This window comes from Pseudomonas sp. KCJK9000 (assembly GCF_046230725.1).
Taxonomy (GTDB): Bacteria; Pseudomonadota; Gammaproteobacteria; order Pseudomonadales; family Pseudomonadaceae; genus Aquipseudomonas; species Aquipseudomonas promysalinigenes.
In genome coordinates, this window is record NZ_JBJJLN010000064.1 from 1 (window position 1) to 19,148 (window position 19,148).

At 59.8% G+C, this 19,148-nt stretch carries 21 protein-coding genes and 1 other RNA gene; 13 read left to right on the top strand and 9 right to left on the bottom strand.

From position 1 onward, the window contains the following. Window positions 1-295: 295 nt before the first annotated feature. Window positions 296-775 (bottom strand): Lrp/AsnC family transcriptional regulator, encoded by a 480-nt coding sequence (locus ACK59H_RS20290; RefSeq protein ID WP_060479572.1) that lies wholly within the window; start codon window positions 773-775, stop codon window positions 296-298. Between the two features lie 127 nt (window positions 776-902). Between ACK59H_RS20290 and ACK59H_RS20295 the strand changes: the two genes are divergently transcribed. Further along, complete coding sequence (locus ACK59H_RS20295; protein WP_409264824.1) at window positions 903-2,099, top strand: methionine gamma-lyase; 1,197 nt, start codon at window positions 903-905, stop codon at window positions 2,097-2,099. A 275-nt stretch (window positions 2,100-2,374) separates the two neighbouring features. Here ACK59H_RS20295 and ACK59H_RS20300 read toward each other — a convergent pair whose 3' ends face one another. Next, window positions 2,375-2,812: a YhcB family protein gene (locus ACK59H_RS20300; RefSeq protein WP_060479574.1), complete on the bottom strand. Its 438-nt coding sequence runs from the start codon at window positions 2,810-2,812 to the stop codon at window positions 2,375-2,377. Window positions 2,813-2,947: 135 nt separating this feature from the next. Between ACK59H_RS20300 and ACK59H_RS20305 the strand changes: the two genes are divergently transcribed. From ACK59H_RS20305 to zapE, 3 genes are all read left to right on the top strand, one after another. Continuing rightward, window positions 2,948-3,583 carry an alpha/beta hydrolase gene (locus tag ACK59H_RS20305; RefSeq protein WP_060479575.1) on the top strand — a complete coding sequence of 212 codons (636 nt, stop codon included), beginning with the start codon at window positions 2,948-2,950 and terminating at the stop codon, window positions 3,581-3,583. Between the two features lie 24 nt (window positions 3,584-3,607). Continuing rightward, window positions 3,608-4,960 carry a tryptophan--tRNA ligase gene (locus ACK59H_RS20310; RefSeq protein WP_060479576.1) on the top strand — a complete coding sequence of 451 codons (1,353 nt, stop codon included), beginning with the start codon at window positions 3,608-3,610 and terminating at the stop codon, window positions 4,958-4,960. Window positions 4,961-5,186: 226 nt separating this feature from the next. After that, window positions 5,187-6,281: a cell division protein ZapE gene (gene zapE, locus ACK59H_RS20315; protein WP_060479577.1), complete on the top strand. Its 1,095-nt coding sequence runs from the start codon at window positions 5,187-5,189 to the stop codon at window positions 6,279-6,281. A 33-nt stretch (window positions 6,282-6,314) separates the two neighbouring features. Here zapE and ACK59H_RS20320 read toward each other — a convergent pair whose 3' ends face one another. Both ACK59H_RS20320 and ACK59H_RS20325 read right to left on the bottom strand, forming a co-directional pair. After that, complete coding sequence (locus tag ACK59H_RS20320) at window positions 6,315-7,235, bottom strand: GlxA family transcriptional regulator (RefSeq protein WP_186477629.1); 921 nt, start codon at window positions 7,233-7,235, stop codon at window positions 6,315-6,317. Between the two features lie 235 nt (window positions 7,236-7,470). Then, window positions 7,471-8,511 (bottom strand): NADP(H)-dependent aldo-keto reductase, encoded by a 1,041-nt coding sequence (locus ACK59H_RS20325; protein WP_060479578.1) that lies wholly within the window; start codon window positions 8,509-8,511, stop codon window positions 7,471-7,473. 257 nt (window positions 8,512-8,768) lie between these two features. On the opposite strand from ACK59H_RS20325, the gene rplM reads away from it, so the two are divergent. From rplM to ACK59H_RS20360, 7 genes are all read left to right on the top strand, one after another. Next, entirely contained in the window at window positions 8,769-9,197 is a 429-nt protein-coding gene (gene rplM, locus ACK59H_RS20330; protein WP_003251819.1) for a 50S ribosomal protein L13, read from the top strand. A gap of 14 nt (window positions 9,198-9,211) precedes the next feature. Then, complete coding sequence (rpsI, locus tag ACK59H_RS20335; RefSeq protein WP_003251821.1) at window positions 9,212-9,604, top strand: 30S ribosomal protein S9; 393 nt, start codon at window positions 9,212-9,214, stop codon at window positions 9,602-9,604. Window positions 9,605-9,867: 263 nt separating this feature from the next. Further along, on the top strand, window positions 9,868-10,461 hold the full coding sequence (gene petA / locus ACK59H_RS20340) for a ubiquinol-cytochrome c reductase iron-sulfur subunit (RefSeq protein ID WP_060479579.1): 594 nt from the start codon (window positions 9,868-9,870) through the stop codon (window positions 10,459-10,461). Further along, entirely contained in the window at window positions 10,461-11,672 is a 1,212-nt protein-coding gene (locus tag ACK59H_RS20345; RefSeq protein ID WP_060479580.1) for a cytochrome bc complex cytochrome b subunit, read from the top strand. Before petA ends, ACK59H_RS20345 begins: the two co-directional genes overlap by 1 nt. Beyond that, window positions 11,672-12,451, top strand: coding sequence for a cytochrome c1 (locus tag ACK59H_RS20350; protein WP_060479581.1), 780 nt, complete (start codon window positions 11,672-11,674; stop codon window positions 12,449-12,451). Before ACK59H_RS20345 ends, ACK59H_RS20350 begins: the two co-directional genes overlap by 1 nt. A 117-nt stretch (window positions 12,452-12,568) precedes the next feature. Beyond that, a complete protein-coding gene (locus ACK59H_RS20355; protein WP_060479582.1) occupies window positions 12,569-13,192 on the top strand; it encodes a glutathione S-transferase N-terminal domain-containing protein in 624 nt (207 codons plus the stop codon). Between the two features lie 10 nt (window positions 13,193-13,202). Then, complete coding sequence (locus ACK59H_RS20360; protein ID WP_060479583.1) at window positions 13,203-13,634, top strand: ClpXP protease specificity-enhancing factor; 432 nt, start codon at window positions 13,203-13,205, stop codon at window positions 13,632-13,634. Window positions 13,635-13,682: 48 nt separating this feature from the next. Here the strand turns inward: ACK59H_RS20360 and ACK59H_RS20365 are convergent, their stop codons facing one another. The 5 genes from ACK59H_RS20365 to ACK59H_RS20385 all read right to left on the bottom strand — a co-directional run bounded on the left by ACK59H_RS20365 (window position 13,683) and on the right by ACK59H_RS20385 (window position 17,483). Next, complete coding sequence (locus ACK59H_RS20365; protein WP_060479584.1) at window positions 13,683-13,901, bottom strand: YgdI/YgdR family lipoprotein; 219 nt, start codon at window positions 13,899-13,901, stop codon at window positions 13,683-13,685. Window positions 13,902-14,040: 139 nt separating this feature from the next. After that, window positions 14,041-14,619 (bottom strand): BON domain-containing protein, encoded by a 579-nt coding sequence (locus tag ACK59H_RS20370; protein WP_060479585.1) that lies wholly within the window; start codon window positions 14,617-14,619, stop codon window positions 14,041-14,043. After that, complete coding sequence (locus ACK59H_RS20375) at window positions 14,616-15,209, bottom strand: phosphoheptose isomerase (protein WP_060479586.1); 594 nt, start codon at window positions 15,207-15,209, stop codon at window positions 14,616-14,618. Before ACK59H_RS20375 ends, ACK59H_RS20370 begins: the two co-directional genes overlap by 4 nt. 85 nt (window positions 15,210-15,294) lie before the next feature. After that, window positions 15,295-15,666 carry a YraN family protein gene (locus ACK59H_RS20380; protein ID WP_060479587.1) on the bottom strand — a complete coding sequence of 124 codons (372 nt, stop codon included), beginning with the start codon at window positions 15,664-15,666 and terminating at the stop codon, window positions 15,295-15,297. Further along, window positions 15,666-17,483 carry a penicillin-binding protein activator gene (locus ACK59H_RS20385; protein ID WP_060479588.1) on the bottom strand — a complete coding sequence of 606 codons (1,818 nt, stop codon included), beginning with the start codon at window positions 17,481-17,483 and terminating at the stop codon, window positions 15,666-15,668. The genes ACK59H_RS20380 and ACK59H_RS20385 overlap by 1 nt, the downstream gene beginning before the upstream one ends. Window positions 17,484-17,671: 188 nt before the next feature. Here ACK59H_RS20385 and rsmI point away from each other — a divergent pair, with 188 nt between their 5' ends. Continuing rightward, entirely contained in the window at window positions 17,672-18,547 is an 876-nt protein-coding gene (gene rsmI / locus ACK59H_RS20390) for a 16S rRNA (cytidine(1402)-2'-O)-methyltransferase (RefSeq protein ID WP_060479589.1), read from the top strand. 67 nt (window positions 18,548-18,614) lie between these two features. Then, an RNA gene (gene rnpB, locus ACK59H_RS20395) (RNase P RNA component class A) lies at window positions 18,615-18,975 on the top strand. The last annotated feature ends 173 nt before the right edge of the window (window positions 18,976-19,148 follow it).

Here is a 19,148-nt window from a genome sequence, read left to right on the forward strand (position 1 = left end):
AAAGCTCGCGATGCGCCGCGCGGGCGGCGCTCGATTCACGCCCCGCTACAACTCTCAAGCCAGGCGCCCTAAAATTTCCCCACCCCCCAATCTAGTTGAGGTGTCAGCTAACGGTCGGTTTGTACTGCACGTTAGGAACGATGGGAATCTGGTCTTGGACTACGGTGATTTTGTAGCCTGGGTTGCAGAACACAGGCAACCCTACAGCTTTACTTTCCCATGATTTTTAGCTGTGTTTACCTCCAACCACCATTGGTTTACGCCGTGGCTTGGAGGTGAGGGGGGTATTTATATTTCAAATATGTTTTTCGCATACAGGTATAACCCGGTCGAACTTGACGGATTTATAGGAAAAGCTCGAATAAATTTCCTTCACCCCCGGCAGTCGCTGCAGCACCTCCCGGGCAAACTCTCCAAAAGACTCAAGGTCTCGCGCCAATATCTCCAAGAGGAAGTCATAACGCCCCGACACGTTATGGCAGGCCACGATCTCCGGAATCTCCATCAACCGCTGCTCGAACGCCAACGCCGTCTCTTTGGAATGCGAATCCATCATGATGCTGACAAACGCCGTCACCCCGAACCCCAGCGATTTGGGCGAAAGAATGGCCTGGTAAGCGGTTATGTACCCGTTGTCTTCCAGCAGCTTGACCCTCCGCCAGCAAGGCGAGGTAGTCAGCGAAACCTGGTCGGCGAGTTCGGAAACGGTAAGGCGGGCATTGTTCTGCAGGGCCGCGAGTAGGGCGCGGTCGGTGCGGTCTAGGCTCGAAGGCATTTTATGCCCTCCTGATATTGTATTTGTTGTTTTCTTTCCAAAGAGTAGTGCAATGCCTAGGCAAATTTGGAAAATTTCAGGCGGGACGGTGGCATAAGCTTATAGCAACCCCCCAGAGGCTGTTGCCATGCGCGACTCCCATAACAACACCGGTTTTTCCACCCGCGCCATCCACCATGGGTACGATCCGCTTTCCCATAGCGGCGCGCTGGTGCCACCGGTCTACCAGACTGCAACGTATGTCTTCCCCAACGTCGAATACGGCGCAGCATGCTTTGCCGGGGAGCAGGGCGGGCACCTCTATAGCCGCATCTCCAACCCGACCCTGGCCTTGCTGGAGCAGCGCATGGCGTCGCTTGAAGGGGGCGAGGCGGGCCTGGCGCTGGCGTCTGGGATGGGCGCCATCACCTCGACGTTGTGGACATTGCTGCGCCCCGGTGACGAACTGATCGTCGGGCGCACGGTGTATGGCTGCACCTTTGCCTTTATGCACCATGGCATTGGTGAGTTCGGGGTGAAGATCCGCCATGTCGACCTCAACGACACCCAGGCGCTAAAAGCAGCGATCACCCACAAGACCCGGATGATCTACTTCGAAACCCCGGCTAATCCGAACATGCGCCTAGTGGATATCGCGGCGGTTGCTGAAGCGGCGAGGGGCCATGACTTGCATGTAGTGGTCGACAACACCTACTGCACGCCCTACCTGCAACGGCCGCTGGAACTGGGTGCCGATCTAGTGGTGCACTCGGCAACCAAATACCTCAGTGGCCATGGTGACATCACCGCCGGCTTGGTGATCGGGCGCAAGGCGTTGGTTGACCGTATCCGCTACGAAGGGCTCAAGGACATGACCGGTGCTGTGCTATCACCACATGATGCCTCCTTGTTGATGCGTGGTATCAAGACCCTTGCGTTGCGCATGGATCGCCACTGCGCCAATGCTCAGCAGATTGCCCAGTACCTTGAACGCCACTCACTGGTCGAGCTGGTTCAGTATCCCGGGCTACCGTCGTTCCCTCAGCACGAACTGGCACAACGGCAGATGCGTTTGCCTGGCGGTATGATTGCATTCGAGCTCAAAGGCGGCATCGAGGCGGGGCGGCGGTTCATGAATGCTCTGCAGCTTTTCGCCCGGGCCGTCAGCCTTGGCGACGCCGAGTCACTGGCGCAACATCCTGCCAGCATGACCCATTCGAGCTACACCCCTGAACAACGCGCGCACCACGGCATCTCTGAGGGCCTGGTGCGCTTGTCGGTGGGGCTTGAGGACGTGGAGGACTTGCTCGCAGATATAGAGCAGGCACTGCATGTTTGCGCATGAGGCACGGTCAGGAATTACTGCCAAGTGCCTTGCTCGGGTATGGCGCAGGCACTCTGGCAGTGCTGGCGAACTGGCCAGCGCATCCTCAAGGAGTATCACCATGAAAGCATCTGCAATCGAACGCGACTTGGTCATCCGCCGTGGTGGCGGTGACGACGATGAAGGCGGTCAGTCGTGGCGCAAGCCGTGAGCTGAAAGTGGCCCCGCTATGGCGGGGTCATTTGGCAGATTTGAGCCGTGCAACAAAAAGGCCTCTTGCGAGGCCTTTGTAATATTCAGCGTTTGAGCCCGTAGCTCTCGTCGAGCATGCCCGGCGAGTTCGGCGACTTGGGTGCATAGTCACGTGGCACTTCGGCAGTGTCCTTCGGCGGGGTCAAGCGGTCACGCGGCCCCTGGGCGCTTTCGGAATGCAGGGCGGCGAGCAGGCGCTGACGGGTCAGCTCATCCAGTGCCAGGTGGTTGGCACCGTCGGCCAGGTGATCCTGTACGTCCTGATAGCTCTGGGTCAGCTTCTTGACCAGTACCGCAGTGCTGTTGAAGTGAGTAACCACTTGGTTCTGGTAATTGTCGAAGCGCTGTTGAATATCGTCCAGCTGACGCTGGGTGCTGCTGGGCGCTGCGTTGGGCAGCAGGCGGGCCACGATGAAACCGACCGCCACACCGATGACCAAGGCCAAAGTTGGCAACAACCAAACAAGGAGCGAGAGTTCCACGAGTCCTTCCTCTATAAACGGCTTTGCTTTACGTTAACGGCTCAGACCTGCGCTGTATACCGCGAGCGATCGCAAATCAGAACAGAATTCCTCACCTAGACGAAACGACCCACTTCGAGGTCACGGAGTAGTGCCTTGCTTGTTCGCGAAACCCCCTTGCTCATCGATGGCCCGATCGGCCAGCTCGAAGCCTTGTATCTGGATGTGGCTGACGCTCGCGGTGCGGTGCTGATCTGCCACCCCAACCCGGTCCAGGGCGGCACCATGCTCAACAAGGTGGTTTCGACCCTGCAGCGCACCGCCCGCGACGCAGGCTTTGTGACCTTGCGCTTCAACTACCGCGGTGTCGGCCAAAGTGCCGGTAGCCATGACATGGGCGCTGGCGAGGTGGCCGATGCCGAGGCTGCGGCGGCGTGGCTGCGCGCCAAGCACCCGGAGCTGCCGCTGGTGCTGATGGGCTTTTCGTTCGGCGGATTTGTCGCCACCAGCTTGGCCGGGCGCCTCGAAGCGCAGGGTGTGGAGCTGCAGCAGCTGTTCATGATCGCCCCGGCGGTGATGCGTCTGACTGCTGACTTCCCGCCGCCACAGCGCTGTGCGATCACCGTCGTGCAGCCAGACGCCGATGAAGTCGTCGATCCGCACCTGGTTTACCAATGGTCCGACGCACTGGGGCGCCCCCATGAGCTGCTGAAAGTGGCAGAATGCGGACACTTCTTCCATGGCAAGCTGACCGATCTGAAGGATCTGCTGCTGCCGCGCCTTTCGAACTGAGCCAAGCCTGAATAAGCGAACACCATGACCACGCGTATCCTCACCGGTATCACCACCACCGGCACCCCGCACCTGGGTAACTACGCCGGCGCCATCCGCCCGGCGATCGTCGCCAGCCAACAGCCTGGCGTCGACTCGTTCTACTTCCTGGCCGACTACCACGCTCTGATCAAATGCGACGACCCGCTGCGCATTCAGCGCTCGCGCCTTGAAATCGCCGCCACCTGGCTGGCCGGCGGGCTGGACCCGGCCAAGGTGACGTTCTACCGTCAGTCCGACATCCCCGAAATCCCTGAGCTGACCTGGCTGCTGACATGCGTTGCCGCCAAAGGCCTGCTCAACCGTGCCCATGCCTACAAGGCCTCGGTGGACAAGAACCTGGAAAACGGTGAGGACCCGGATGCTGGGGTGACCATGGGGCTGTACAGCTATCCGGTGTTGATGGCTGCAGACATTCTGATGTTCAACGCCAACAAGGTGCCGGTCGGCCGTGACCAGATCCAGCACGTGGAAATGGCCCGCGATATCGGTCAGCGCTTCAACCACCTGTTCGGCCAGGGCAAGGATTTCTTCGCCCTGCCGGAAGCTGTGATCGAGGAAAGCGTGGCGACCTTACCTGGTCTGGACGGTCGCAAGATGTCCAAGAGCTACGACAACACCATCCCGCTATTCACCAGCGCCAAGGACATGAAAGATGCCATTTCGCGCATCGTCACTGATTCGCGCGCCCCTGGCCAAGCCAAGGACCCGGACAACTCGCACCTGTTCACCTTGTTCCAGGCCTTCGCGACGCCAGCGCAGTGCGCCGAGTTCCGCGATGAGCTGCTGCAGGGCCTGGGCTGGGGCGAAGCCAAACAGCGCCTGTTCCAGCTGCTCGACGGCCAGCTGGCCGAGAAACGCGAGCATTATCACCAGCTGATCGCTCGCCCGGCGGACCTCGAGGATATCCTCCTGGCCGGCGCCGCCAAGGCCCGCAAGATCGCAACTCCATTCCTCGAGCAGCTGCGTGAGGCTGTTGGCCTGCGCTCGTTCCGTAGCAGCGTGCAGGCCAACACTGAAGTGAAGAAGAAAGCCGCCAAGACTGCGCGCTTCGTCAGCTTCCGTGACGAAGACGGTAGCTTCCGCTTCCGTTTGCTGGCCGCCGATGGCGAACAATTGCTGCTGTCGCGCGGCTTCGCCGACGGCAAGAGTGCTGGTGCCGTGAGCAAGCAACTGCAACAAGGTGGCGAAGCTGATGTGCGTATCGAGGGCCTGAGCTTCGGCCTGTGGCTCAACGGCGAGCAGGTTGCCGATGGGCCACAATTCGACACCACCCAGGCCCGTGATGTGGCCATTACTAACGTGCGCGAGGCCCTGACCCCGGCCCAGGACGTATAAACGCATCGAGCCGATTCGGGCTGCGTTGCGGCCCATTTCCGGCTAAAGCCGCTTCCCCAGTACCCGCACGCCTGTAGGGGCGACTTTAGCCGCGAACACCGATAAAGCCGCTGCCATCGAGCGCCTTATCGCTTTGGATGAGGCATATTGACGCAAGTCTGATTGCCATCGAGCGGGCCTGTCGCTACAGTGACGGCCCGTTTTTTGTTGCCTCGCTAACGAAATCATGACGCCCCTAGAACGATATCAAGCAGATCTGAAACGTCCCGACTTCTTCCATGACGCGGCGCAGGAAACTGCGGTGCGTCACCTGCAGCGCCTGTACGACGACCTGGTGCACGCGCAGAACAACAAGCCGGGCATGTTCGGCAAGCTGTTCGGCAAGAAAGAGCAGACGCCGGTCAAAGGCCTGTATTTCTGGGGTGGGGTAGGGCGCGGCAAGACTTACCTGGTCGACACTTTCTACGAAGCGCTGCCGTTCAAGCAGAAGATGCGCACGCACTTCCACCGCTTCATGAAGCGTGTCCACGAGGAAATGAAAACCCTCAAGGGCGAAAAGAACCCGCTGACCATCATTGCCAAGCGTTTCAGCGAAGAAGCCAAGGTCATCTGTTTCGATGAGTTCTTCGTCTCGGACATCACCGATGCCATGATCCTTGGCACGTTGATGGAAGAGCTGTTCAAGAACGGCGTCTCGTTGGTGGCGACCTCGAACATCGTCCCTGACGGCCTTTACAAGGATGGCCTGCAGCGCGCGCGCTTCCTGCCGGCCATCGCCATGATCAAGCAGTACACCGACGTAGTGAACGTCGACAGCGGCGTCGACTATCGCCTGCGTCACCTGGAGCAAGCCGAGCTGTTCCACTATCCGCTCAATGATGCGGCGCACCAGAGCATGCGTGCCAGCTTCAAGGCATTGACGCCTGAATGTGCTCAGGCTGTCGAAAACGACGTGCTGATGATCGAGAACCGCCCGATCCAGGCCCTGCGCACCTGCGACGACGTCGCCTGGTTCGACTTTCGCGCCCTGTGCGATGGGCCGCGTAGCCAGAACGACTACATCGAGCTGGGCAAGATCTTCCATGCCGTATTGCTGAGCAACGTGGAGCAGATGGGCGTCACCACCGACGACATCGCTCGGCGCTTCATCAATATGGTGGATGAGTTCTACGACCGTAACGTCAAGCTGATCATTTCAGCCGAGGTAGAACTCAAAGACCTGTACACCGGTGGGCGGCTGAGCTTCGAGTTCCAGCGGACCCTGAGCCGTTTGTTGGAGATGCAGTCGCACGAGTTTCTATCGCGCGCGCACAAGCCTTGATGTTGAGGGGCCGCCTTGCGGCCCCCATTGCCCTCAGGCCTCTTGCATGAATTGCTGGCGATACTGGTTAGGCGACAATTCGGTATGTTGGCGAAACAGCCGGGCAAAGAAACTGGCATCGTCGTAGCCGACCTCGTAACTGATGGTCTTGATGCTCTTGCGCGTGCTCGACAGCAAGCCTTTGGCCGTCTCGATGCGCAGCCGTTGCAGGTAGTGCAACGGCTTGTCGCCGGTCGCGCCCTGGAAGCGCCGCATGAAGTTGCGGATGCTCATGCCGTGGTTGCGGGCAACGTCCTCGAAGCGGAACTTGTCGGCGAAATGCTCCTCCAGCCAGTGCTGGATCTGCAGAATGATCAGGTCCTGGTGCAGTTTCTGGCCACCGAACCCCATGCGCCCTGGGGTGTAGTTGCGCTGCACCTCGTACAGGATGTCGCGCGCCACGGCACGCGCCACATTGGCGCCGCAGAACCGCTCAATCAGGTAGATGTACAGGTCGCAGGCTGATGTGGTGCCGCCGGCGCAGTACAGGTTGTCGGCGTCGGTCAGGTGCTTGTCCTGGTTCAGCCGGACCTTGGGGAAGCGCTCGGCGAAGCTGTCGAAGAAGCGCCAGTAGGTCGTGGCCTCCTTGCCATCGAGCAAGCCGGACTCGGCCAGCCAGAACACCCCGCTGGCTTCTGCGCACAGCACCGCACCGCGTGCGTGCTGCGCCCGCAGCCAGGGCAGTACCTGGGGGTAGCGCTGCATGAGGTTGTCGAAGTCGTCCCAGAACGCTGGCAGGATGATCACGTCGGCATCATCGAGCCCTCCGTCGACCGGCAACTGCACGTTGCTGAAGCTGTCTACCGGCTGGCCGTCAGGGCTCACCAGGCAGATGTCGAACATCGGTTGCAAGCCCAGGCCCAGCTGCTTGCTGTAGCGCAAACTGGCGAGATGGAAGAAATCCTTGGCCTGCATCAGGGTCGAAGCGAACACCTTGTCGATGGCCAGGATGCTGACGCGCCGCAACGACGCGCAGGGTTGGGTAAGCATCATTGTCGTTGTTCTTATAGGGTAGAGTGGTCAATCACCGGCTGGATCGTCTTATTTTTTGGCGATTGTGTCTACCCCGCACATTCGTACGGTTTGGTTCGCGGTTGAACCTGCTTTAGAGCCAAGGTCCGACCGCGAAGCAAGCAGCAGGGGCTGCTGTTCAAGGCGCCGGGTTCGGTTGCTCCTGGTGAATCGCCTCAATTGCCGCCAGCAGCTCGTCGCTCAGGGTCAGCTTGAGGCTGTCCAGGTTGCTCTGCAATTGCACCAGATCAGTAGCGCCGATGATGTTACTGGTCACGAACGGCTGACCAGTCACGAATGCCAAGGCCATCTGGGCAGGGTCCAGGCCATGTGCCTGGGCCAGCTGTACATACCGGCTGCAAGCCGCCACGGTTTGCGGGTTGGAATAGCGGGCAAAACGGCTGAACAGGGACAGGCGAGCTTTTTCTGGCCGGGCGCCGTGCTCGTATTTGCCCGAGAGCATGCCAAAGGCCAGCGGCGAGTAGGCCAACAGCCCACATTGCTCACGGATGGCTACCTCGGCCAGGCCCACCTCGAAGCTGCGGTTGAGCAGGTTGTAAGGGTTCTGGATGGACACTGCGCGCGGCCAGCCGCGGGTATCGGCCAGGTGCAGGAACTTCATGGTGCCCCAGGGTGTTTCGTTGGACAGGCCGATGTGGCGGATCTTGCCCGCACGCACCTGCTCGTCGAGTACTTCGAGGGTTTCCTCCAGCGGCGTGAACAGGTCGCTGGCCAGGTGCTGGTAGCCAAGCTTGCCGAAGAAGTTGGTGCTGCGCTCAGGCCAGTGCAGTTGATAGAGATCGATGCGGTCGGTGTGTAGGCGCTTGAGGCTCTCGTCCAGCGCGGCGACGATGTGCTGACGGTTGTGCTTGAGCTGGCCGTCGCGAATGTGGCTGATGCCATTGCCAGGGCCGGCGACCTTGCTGGCCAACACCCAGTCGTCGCGGTCGCCGTTGGCACGGAACCAGTTGCCGATGATGCGCTCGGTGGCGGCGTAGGTTTCCGGCCGCGGTGGCACTGGGTACATTTCGGCGGTGTCGATGAAGTTGATGCCACTGGCCTTGGCGAGGGCGATCTGCTCGAAAGCCTCGTCCTGGGTGTTCTGCTCGCCCCAGGTCATGGTCCCCAGGCACAGGGCGCTGACGTCGAGGTCGGTACGGCCAAGCTTACGGTATTGCATCGCAAAGGCACTCCTTGACAAAAGAAGCCATCAAAGCAGGTTGAAATTTTTCGCGCAATCTGGATAATTCGGTCCCTCTCCGTGTGGCGGAAGTGATGCACCACCATGCAGGAAGAACCCCGTCGAACATTGGCGTGCCCGACCCGAGCCCCCAAAAGCGTCAGCGTTCGGCTGCGCGTTTGCCCTTGGCAAGCTGTGCACTATCCAGTAAGATTCGCCGTCTATTTTTCGCTGGGCGGCCTCTGAGGCTTTAGAGAATGAAAACTTTTACTGCTAAACCGGAAACAGTAAAGCGCGAGTGGTTCGTAGTTGACGCCGCTGGCCAGACCCTGGGTCGTCTGGCTACCGAAATCGCTACCCGTCTGCGTGGCAAGCACAAACCAGAATACACCCCTCACGTTGACACCGGCGACTACATCGTCGTCATCAACGCTGAACAGGTTCGTGTGACTGGTGCCAAGTCTTCCGACAAAATGTACTACTCCCACTCCGGTTTCCCAGGCGGTATCAAGGAAATCAACTTCGAGAAGTTGATCGCCAAGGCCCCTGAGCGTGTTATCGAAACCGCGGTCAAAGGCATGCTGCCTAAGAACCCGCTGGGTCGCGACATGTACCGTAAGCTGAAAGTGTACGCGGGTGCTGCTCACCCACACACTGCTCAGCAGCCTCAAGAACTGAAGATCTAACGGGAAAGTTCATTATGTCGGCGACTCAAAATTACGGCACTGGCCGTCGCAAGACCGCAACCGCTCGCGTTTTCCTGCGTCCGGGTACTGGTAACATTTCCATCAACAACCGTTCTCTGGACGTGTTCTTCGGTCGCGAAACCGCTCGCATGGTTGTTCGTCAGCCGCTCGAGCTGACCGAAAGCGTTGAGAAATTCGACATCTACGTCACCGTTTCCGGTGGTGGTGTCAGCGGTCAGGCCGGTGCGATCCGTCACGGTATCACCCGCGCTCTGATGGAATACGACGAAACCCTGCGTGGCGCTCTGCGTCGTGCTGGCTACGTCACCCGCGACGCTCGTGAAGTCGAGCGTAAGAAAGTGGGTCTGCGTAAAGCGCGTAAGCGTCCTCAGTACTCCAAGCGTTAATCTCGCTTCGGCAGTCGAAAAAAGCCCGGTTCCTTGGAACCGGGCTTTTTTTTGTCCTTGAACTAACCTGTCAGCATGTCGGTGACCGCTTGTCGCATAGACGCAGATCAAGCAAAGCGCGGGTTATAGGCCCCAGCAGGGCTAATCACCTTGTCACTGTGTGGTTTTGTTTCTTACCATGGCGGCCAATTTTTAGCGCCACAGACACAACCTAAGTACAGGCCAGATTCAACTGGCCAAGCAAGCTGATGGGAGAGGACTGAATGAGCAATGACGGCGTCAACGCAGGCCGGCGCCGCTTCCTCGTAGCCGCGACATCCGTGGTCGGGGCAGCGGGGGCAGTGGGGGCTGCGGTACCGTTCGTGGGGTCATGGTTTCCCAGTGCCAAGGCAAAGGCTGCCGGCGCACCGGTGAAGGTCAATATCGCCAAGGTCGAGCCAGGGCAGCAGATGGTTGCCGAGTGGCGTGGCCAGCCGGTGTTCATTGTACGGCGAACGCAAGAGATCCTTGGCAACCTGAAAAAGATCGAAGGTGACCTGTCCGACCCTGAATCCAAGAACTCGGTGCAGCCGACCTATGTCGACCCCGAGGTGCGCTCTATCAAGCCGGAAATTCTCATTCTCGTCGGCCTTTGCACTCACCTGGGTTGCTCCCCGACCTTCCGCCCAGAAGTGGCGCCCGCAGACCTCGGCCCCAAGTGGGTCGGCGGCTATTTCTGCCCCTGCCACGGCTCCCACTACGACCTGGCGGGCCGTGTCTACAAATCGCAGCCTGCACCTTTGAACCTGCCAGTGCCGCCGCATTCCTATGAGTCGGACGACATCGTCGTCATCGGCGTCGACCAGGAGAAAGCATGATGAGCAAATTCATGGACTGGATTGACGCTCGCTTCCCCGCCACCAAGATGTGGGAAGACCACCTGAGCAAGTATTACGCGCCCAAGAACTTCAACTTCTTGTACTTCTTCGGCTCCCTGGCCCTACTGGTGCTGGTCAACCAGATCGTTACGGGCGTTTGGCTGACCATGAGTTTCACGCCCTCGGCCGAAGAGGCCTTCGCCTCGGTCGAGTACATCATGCGTGATGTCGAATACGGCTGGATTTTACGCTACATGCACTCCACCGGTGCTTCGGCGTTCTTCATCGTGGTGTACCTGCACATGTTCCGCGGCCTGCTCTACGGGTCCTATCAGAAGCCCCGCGAGCTGGTTTGGCTGTTCGGTATGCTGATCTACCTGGCGCTGATGGCCGAAGCCTTCATGGGCTATCTACTGCCTTGGGGCCAGATGTCGTACTGGGGCGCGCAAGTGATCATTTCATTGTTCGGTGCCATTCCGGTGATCGGTGGTGACCTGACGCAATGGATCCGCGGCGATTATCTGATCTCTGGGATCACTCTGAACCGCTTCTTCGCGCTGCATGTGGTGGCGTTGCCAATCGTCATCCTCGGCCTGGTCGTACTGCACATCCTGGCGCTCCACGAGGTGGGCTCGAACAACCCTGACGGGGTGGATATCAAAAAGAAAAAGGATGAGAACGGCGTCCCGCTCGATGGCATTCCTTTCCACCCTTACTACACCGTCAAGGATATCGTCGGGGTGGTGGTGTTCTTGTTCGCGTTCTGCGCCGTGGTGTTCTTCTTCCCGGAAATGGGTGGGTACTTCCTGGAAAAACCGAACTTCGAGCAAGCAAACGCGTTCAAGACACCGGAGCATATTGCCCCCGTGTGGTACTTCACTCCGTTCTACGCAATCCTGCGAGCGGTGCCTGACAAGCTGATGGGTGTAATCGCAATGGGTGCCGCGATCGCCGTGCTGTTCGTGCTGCCCTGGCTCGACCGCAGCCCGGTGCGTTCAATGCGCTACAAAGGTTGGATCAGCAAGGTCTTCCTGCTGGTGTTCTGCGTTTCCTTCGTCATCCTCGGCATTCTCGGCGTCCAGGCGCCTACCCCTGGACGCACCTTACTGTCGCAGGTGTGTACGGTGCTGTACTTCGCCTACTTCCTGTTGATGCCGTTCTACACAAGGCTTGAGAAGACCAAACCGGTTCCGGAAAGGGTGACTGGCTGATGAAAAAGTTGATTGCAGTACTGTTGCTGGCAGTGATGCCTGCCTTTTCCTTCGCTGCAGAGACCGGCATTGAGCTGGACAAGGTCGACATCGACCTGGCCGACAAGGCAGCCATGCAAGACGGTGCTAGGACCTTCGCCAACTATTGCATGGGCTGCCACAGCGCCAAGTTCCAGCGTTACGAGCGAGTGGCCGATGACCTGGGCATTCCCCATGAACTGATGCTCGAAAAGCTGGTGTTCACGGGCGCCAAAATCGGTGACCACATGCAGATCGGGATGCAGCCCAACGATGCCAAGACCTGGTTCGGTGCCGCCCCGCCTGATTTGACATTGGTTGCGCGGGTGCGCGGCACTGACTGGCTGTACACCTACCTTCGCAGCTTCTATGAAGATCCATCGCGTCCATATGGCGTGAACAACAAGGTGTTCCCGAACGTAGGCATGCCCAATGTACTGGTTGGCCTGCAGGGTAATCAGGTAGTTGGCTGCAAGCAGGTGCAGGTGGTGGCCGATGGCAAGAAGCAATATGACCCATTGACCGGCAGCCCATTGACCCACGAAGCCTGTGACCAGCTGACCATTACGCCGAATTCCGGTACCCTGAGCACCGAGCAGTTCGACGAGAAGGTCAAGAACCTGGTGACCTTCCTGGCCTATTCGGCCAACCCGGTCAAACTGGAAAGCCAGCGCATCGGTACCTATGTGTTGCTGTACCTGGCTTTCTTCTTCGTATTCGCCTATTTGCTCAAGCGCGAATATTGGAAGGACGTGCATTGATCACGCAGTAATTTCTGGTAGTTGAACGCGCCCCTCGAGCCCTGGCAATTCTGCCAGGGTTCCAGGGGCGCGTTTTCATTTAGAGTGTTACAAGCATCCCCTGCGAGGAGGCGCTACATGGGCGCAACCAACCGGTTAGCCTGCTATTCCGATCCTGCTGACCATTATTCTCATCGCGTGCGTCTGGTGCTCGCCGAGAAGGGTGTCGCCGTGCAGGTCATCGATGTCGACCCTGCGCGGCTGCCGCCCAAGCTGGCAGAAGTGAACCCTTACGGCAGTTTGCCGACTTTGGTCGATCGTGACCTTGCTCTGTATGAGCCAACCGTGGTGATGGAATACCTCGAGGAGCGTTATCCACATCCGCCATTGATGCCCGTCTACCCGGTGGCGCGGGGTAATAGCCGGCTGTTGATGCACCGCATACAGCGGGATTGGTGTGCCTTGGCTGATACCATTCTCGATCCGCGTAGCGCTGCGCCAGCCCGCGCCGATGCGCGCAAGGCTTTGCGCGAAAGCCTGACCGGTGTCTCGCCGTTGTTCGCCGAGTTCGCCTGTTTCATGAGCGAGGAGCAAAGCCTGGTTGACTGTTGTCTACTGCCCATACTATGGCGTTTGCCGGTGATGGGCATCGAGTTGCCGCGGCAAGCAAAGCCGCTGCTGGATTACATGGAGCGACAATTCGCCCGCGAGCCTTTCGTGGCGAGCCTGTCGTCCGTTGAACGTGAAATGCGCAAGCTTTAAGGAGCCGTTGATGAACTCCAGTCGCCCCTATCTGGTTAGAGCCCTGTACGAGTGGATCGTCGACAACGATTGCACCCCTCATATGCTGGTCAATGCCGAGTTTCCGGCTGTCCAGGTGCCGCAGGGCTTCGCCAGTGATGGCCAGATCGTGCTGAACATCTCGCCCAGTGCAGTGCGTAACCTGCACATGGATAACGACGCCGTGAGCTTCGAAGGGCGTTTCAGTGGCGTATCCCATTCCTTGTTCGTACCGGCCGGTGCAATTCTGGGTATCTACGCCCGGGAGAACGGCCAAGGCATGGTATTCGAACTGGAGCCGCCATTGATGGATGACGATGAGCAGGCAGATGATAGCGTCGAGCCTGACGACGATGGCCCGCCGGAGGGTGGTGGCCAGCCACCGCGTCCAAGCGGGCGCCCCAGCCTGAAGGTGGTCAAGTAACAAAAAAGGCGACCCGTGTGGGTCGCCTTTTTTATCGCTGCGTCGGGTTCAAAGGTCGCTGATCGTGCGCACCTGATCGCGGTTGATGCGGGTACGCTTACCGTCAAGCTGCTTGAATTCGTAGAAGCCAGTGTCTTTCTCGAATTGTGGCGTGTCAACGGCTTGGATCTCACGGCCGTCGTTCAAAGTGATCACGCTTGGGGTCGAGCAGCCGGCGAGGGTGGCGAGGCTGCCGAGCAGAAGAGCGGGCAGCAAAAGCTTGTTCATTGCGTATTTCCTTTGGACCTAGATGTATTCAGGTTGCTGCTGCGGGCCCGTTGCCGTTGAGCCCGCCCCCTGCGTTTGTGCATGCCAAACGCAGGGCGGGGTTTTCTGAGAAAGATTCCGGTTCAAGACGAGCCGATGGTCAGTCGATGTACTCGAAGAGTTTGACGATCTTCTGCACGCCCGAAACGCCCTGCACCACGGCCGTGGCGGAGTTGGCCTCCTGCTGGGTCACCAAGCCGAGCAAGTAGACGATGCCATTCTCGGTGATCACTTTGATCCGCGAGCTGGGTACGGCATTGTCAGTGAGCATCTGGGCCTTGATCTTGGTGGTCAGCCAGGCGTCGTTGTTGCGCGCCAGGATGGAGGAGGGCTGCATGACTTGCAGCTCGTTGTGTACCCGTTTGACTCGCTGAACCTGGCTGGCGGTTTGTTCGGCCAGGCTCTTGAGGTCGGCGCGCGGAGTCTGCCCGGCAAGCAGAACAACCCCGTTGTAGCTGCTGACAACGATGTGCGAGCCCTTGTCCAGGTCAGGGCTGGCCTTGGCAATGTTCACCGAAGCCTTGGTTTCGATCAGCGAGTCGTCGATCTTGCTGCCGATGGTGCGCGTGCCACGATCGTCCTCAATGGGCGAATTGCGAGTAGAGGTCAGCACCGAGCTGCAGCCGGTGACGCTTAGGCACAGGGTCAGGGCCATCAGGCCGAGGCGTATGGGGGTCATTCTTCACTCCCGAACAGTTGGCTGTCGATCAGGTCGCACAGGCAATGGATCGCCAGCAGGTGGACTTCCTGGATACGTGCGGTGACGCTGGACGGAACGCGGATTTCCACGTCCTCTGGCAGCAGCAGTGATGCCATGCCGCCGCCATCACGCCCGGTCAATGCTACGACAATCATTTCGCGATCATGTGCGGCCTGGATCGCTTGAATCACGTTGGCAGAATTGCCGCTGGTCGAAATCGCCAGCAGCACATCCCCGGGCTGGCCAAGGGCGCGTATCTGCTTGGAGAAGATTTCGTTGTAGCTGTAGTCGTTGGCGATCGAGGTGAGCGTCGAACTGTCGGTGGTCAGAGCGATGGCCGGCAGGCTCGGGCGCTCGCGCTCGAAGCGGTTGAGCAGTTCCGAAGAAAAATGCTGGGCGTCGCCGGCCGAGCCGCCGTTGCCGCAGGCGAGCATCTTGCCCTCGTTGAGCAGCGCATTGACCATGACCAGGCTTGCCTGCTCGATGTGCGGTGCCAGGATGTCCATTGCCTGTTGCTTGGTATCGATGCTGGCCTGAAACAGCCGGCGAATTCGGGATTGCATGTCCATCTGGTGACCTTAAGTGGGGCGGTGGCCTTTGCGACGCGCAACAAGGGCCAGCCCGCGAAACGTAGAGCAAGAAAACAAAGTGGGTTCAGCATTCGAAGGCGTTTTTCAGCCATTGAAGCGGCCTGCCGGCATGCTGGCTGCCCTGCAGGGCGACAACGTCGAAGCGGCAGGGGTGATCGGCCCAGCGGGGCTCCTTCTGCAGGAACGAAGTGGCGGCGAGCACCAGCCGTTTCTGCTTGCGCCCGTCAATGCTGCCGAGGGCGCCACCGAAGCCCGCATGTAGCCGATAGCGGACTTCGACGAATACTACTGTATCGGCATCGAGCATGACCAGATCAAGCTCGCCGCCTTTGCACCGCCAATTGCGCGCCAGCAGTTTCAAGCCTTGCCCTTGAAGGTGTTCAAGGGCCTGGGCTTCTGCTGCCTGGCCAGCGCTGCCGGGCGATGCAGGGTGCATCAGCGTGAGGTGTCCGGCAGGCGTTTGACCTGGCCGCCGGAGAACTCGGCCCACGGCAGTTGACGCTCGACGCGCTGGTTTGCATTGATGCTGAGGCTGCCAGATAGGCCTTGTACACGGTTGTCCGGCAGTGCCTTGAGCTGGCCCAGGCGAGGCGCCAGGCTGTAGGCATCAACGCCCATGGCATACAGGCGGCCGAGGCTTCCTGCGGCTTGGGGCCACTGCTGCACTACCTGCTGGCGTAGGCTGTTGCTGGTGTCGAGCAGCCACGGCGTTTCGCAGAAGCGAATGCCGTTCATGTCGTTGTACTGGTTCACGTCACCGCTGGCGCTGTACAGGTTCGAGGTGGCGTAGACCGGCACGTCGCCAGCGTACTGGAAGTTCAGGGTGGGTTTGATTTGCTGCGCCTGCTGCGGAGTAGAGGCGAGGAAGATGAAATCGATGTCCTGGCGGCGCGACGGCTGCGCGGCGATGTTGCCACCAACCGTACTTTGCAGGCTCTGGGCGCGGCCTTCACTCTGGCGCAGTTGGAACAGGTTGGCGATCTGCTGGGCCAGGGCTACTGGTTGCGCGATACGTTCAGCAGCGACGATGGTACCGCCATTGCCTTCCCAGTCCTGACGGAAAGCGGCCAGCACTCGGTCACCCCACTCACCGCTCGGCACCAGGGCTGCGGCTCGGACCAAGCCATCGGCACGGGCGCGGCGTGACACTTCGCGCGCTTCGTCTTCGGCAGCCAGACCGAATTGGAATAGTTGCGGCGGCGCCTTTTGGCCTGCGTCGGCGTAGTTCAGGGCCAGGGTGGTGATTGGCAGCTGAGGGTTGCCGGCAAGTTGCTTGACCAACGGCTTTTCCAGCGGGCCGACAACCAACTGCACGCCGTCCGCCTGGGCCTGGCGATAGAAGGCGTCCAGCGAGCCAATACGCGAGCTGTCGTAGACCTGAACGGCCGGCGCTTGCCCGCCGGCCTGCTGAGCCTGGAAGTGGGCGGCCATGAAGCCGTCACGCAAGGCACGGGCAACGCCTGCCAATGGACCTTCCTGAGGCAGGAGCAGGGCGATTCTGGTCAGTGGCTGGCTAGCCAGCTCTTTGAGTTTGGTCAGCGCCGTGGGTAGCTGCTTGGCGGCTGGGTGATCAGGGTGCTGCTGGCGCCAGGCATCGATGGCAGCCTGTTGCTGCTCTAGAGTGCCCGCGCTTTTGACGGCCAGCGCGAGACTGGTCCAGCCGGCCAGTACGGCGTTGTTGGCAGGTTGCTGCAGCTGTTCGGCTGGTAACGAGGCGACCAGGGCCCAGATCGCATCGTTGTTGGCGCTGGCGGCTTCGCCGCTTAGCAGTGCGCCGAGCAATACCCGTTGCTGAGCGGCTGCCAGGGCCTGGCCGTCTGCCTCGAGGGCGGCGGCGTGGACGCTGTAGGTGCGCACCTGCTGCTGCTCAGGCAGCTCTGCGATGTGCTGCAAGCTTGGGTGGGACAAGGCGGCCAGGGCAGCCTTGGGCTGATTGCGGCTCATGGCCAGTTCCGCGCCCAGGGTGGCGGCGAAAATCTGCTGTGCCGGCTTGAGCGTGTCCATCGGCACCTGCTCGAGGATGCGTGCGGCGCGTGGGAAGTCCTTCTGCTTGTAGGCCAGGTCGGCAGCGCTCAGGCGCAGCAGAGCCGCATCCTCAGCGGATTTGCTGTTGTCGGCCTTTTCGAGCAGTTGCTCGATGCTGGCATCGGGGGTGCGTGGCAGCTCGCCCAGGCTGGATGAGGGCGAACTGGCACAAGCTGCCAGCAGAGCAGCGAAGCAGAGGGCTGTTAACAGCCGCAGGCAAGCGATCATGTAATGGTCCTGTTACTCGATCAAGTTGGCCGGCAATTGTACCCAAGCAGTGGCCGGGGCGCGATCCGCCGTTAGCGAAACCTTCACTATAGGCGCCAGGGTGATGGCTGCCGATGAAGTTCTTTGCGCTCTGTTGCTGGTGCTCGGGCTACAATGGCGCCTTTGATCCGAAAGGCAGGGTGTGTGCAGTGACTGATGTGGCCGGGACTTCGAAATCCACCGTGGGGACGCTTTACGTGGTCGCGACCCCTATCGGCAATCTGGACGATATGAGTGCAAGGGCGCTCAAGGTGCTGGCCGATGTCGCCCTGATCGCCGCCGAGGACACCCGCCACTCGGTTCGTCTGCTGCAACATTTCGGTATCGATACGCCCCTGGCGGCTTGTCATGAGCACAACGAGCGAGATGAAGGCGGTCGCTTCATCACCAAGTTGCTGGCCGGCGAAGATGTGGCGCTGGTGTCCGATGCTGGGACACCGTTGATTTCCGACCCCGGCTATCATTTGGTGCGTCAGGCGCGGGCGGCGGGTGTCAGCGTAGTGCCGGTACCTGGGGCGTGCGCGCTGATTGCCGCGCTGTCCGCTGCGGGCCTGCCGTCGGATCGTTTCATCTTCGAGGGTTTTCTGCCGGCCAAAGCTGCTGGGCGCCGGGCGCGCCTGGAGCAAGTGCGGGAGGAGCCGCGCACCCTGATCTTCTACGAGGCGCCGCACCGCATTCTGGAGTGCCTAGAAGACATGGAGTTGGTGTTTGGTGGTGATCGTCCGGCGCTGCTGGCCCGCGAGCTGACCAAAACCTTCGAAACCCTCAAAGGCCTGCCCCTGGCCGACCTGCGTGCTTTCGTCGCTGCTGATAGCAACCAGCAGCGGGGCGAGTGCGTTGTGCTGGTGGGTGGCTGGACGGCGCCGGAAGGCGAGCAGGCGATCAGTGCTGAGGCGCAGCGTGTACTGGACTTGCTGCTGGCCGAACTGCCGCTGAAAAGAGCCGCAGCATTGGCGGCGGAAATTACCGGCGTACGTAAGAATCTGCTTTATCAGGCTGCCCTCGATAAACAGAAAGCCCAATAGTGGCTTTTAGACATAGTTCACGGTATTGCTTGTTCTTGCGCGCGCGTGCCGTTACCCTTGTCGGCGGAGAGTCGATTGGACAGTCGCTGCCGTCTTTTGTTCCGCAAAAGATCGGGGGAGGAAAGTCCGGGCTCCATAGGGCAGAGTGCCAGGTAACGCCTGGGAGGCGCGAGCCTACGGAAAGTGCCACAGAAAATAACCGCCTAAGCACTTCGGTGCCGGTAAGGGTGAAAAGGTGCGGTAAGAGCGCACCGCGCGGCTGGCAACAGTCCGTGGCTAGGTAAACCCCACTCGGAGCAAGACCAAATAGGGTTCCATCAGGCGTGGCCCGCGTCGGAACCGGGTAGGTTGCTAGAGGCGTCCAGTGATGGCCGTCGTAGAGGAATGACTGTCCTCGACAAAACCCGGCTTACAGATCGACTCTCCACCTCTTCACTTCCTGCTTGAATCGATAGCAGATCCCTCTGGGTAATACCAAAAAGATCTTACTCTTAATAAATTACTTTAACTTCGAACGGCATCCGTTTGAGTGGGTTTGATTTTGCTCGTGTTTTTTCCTTCCTGGCAGTCCTTCCTCGTTGCTTTGTTGCGCTAAATCTCG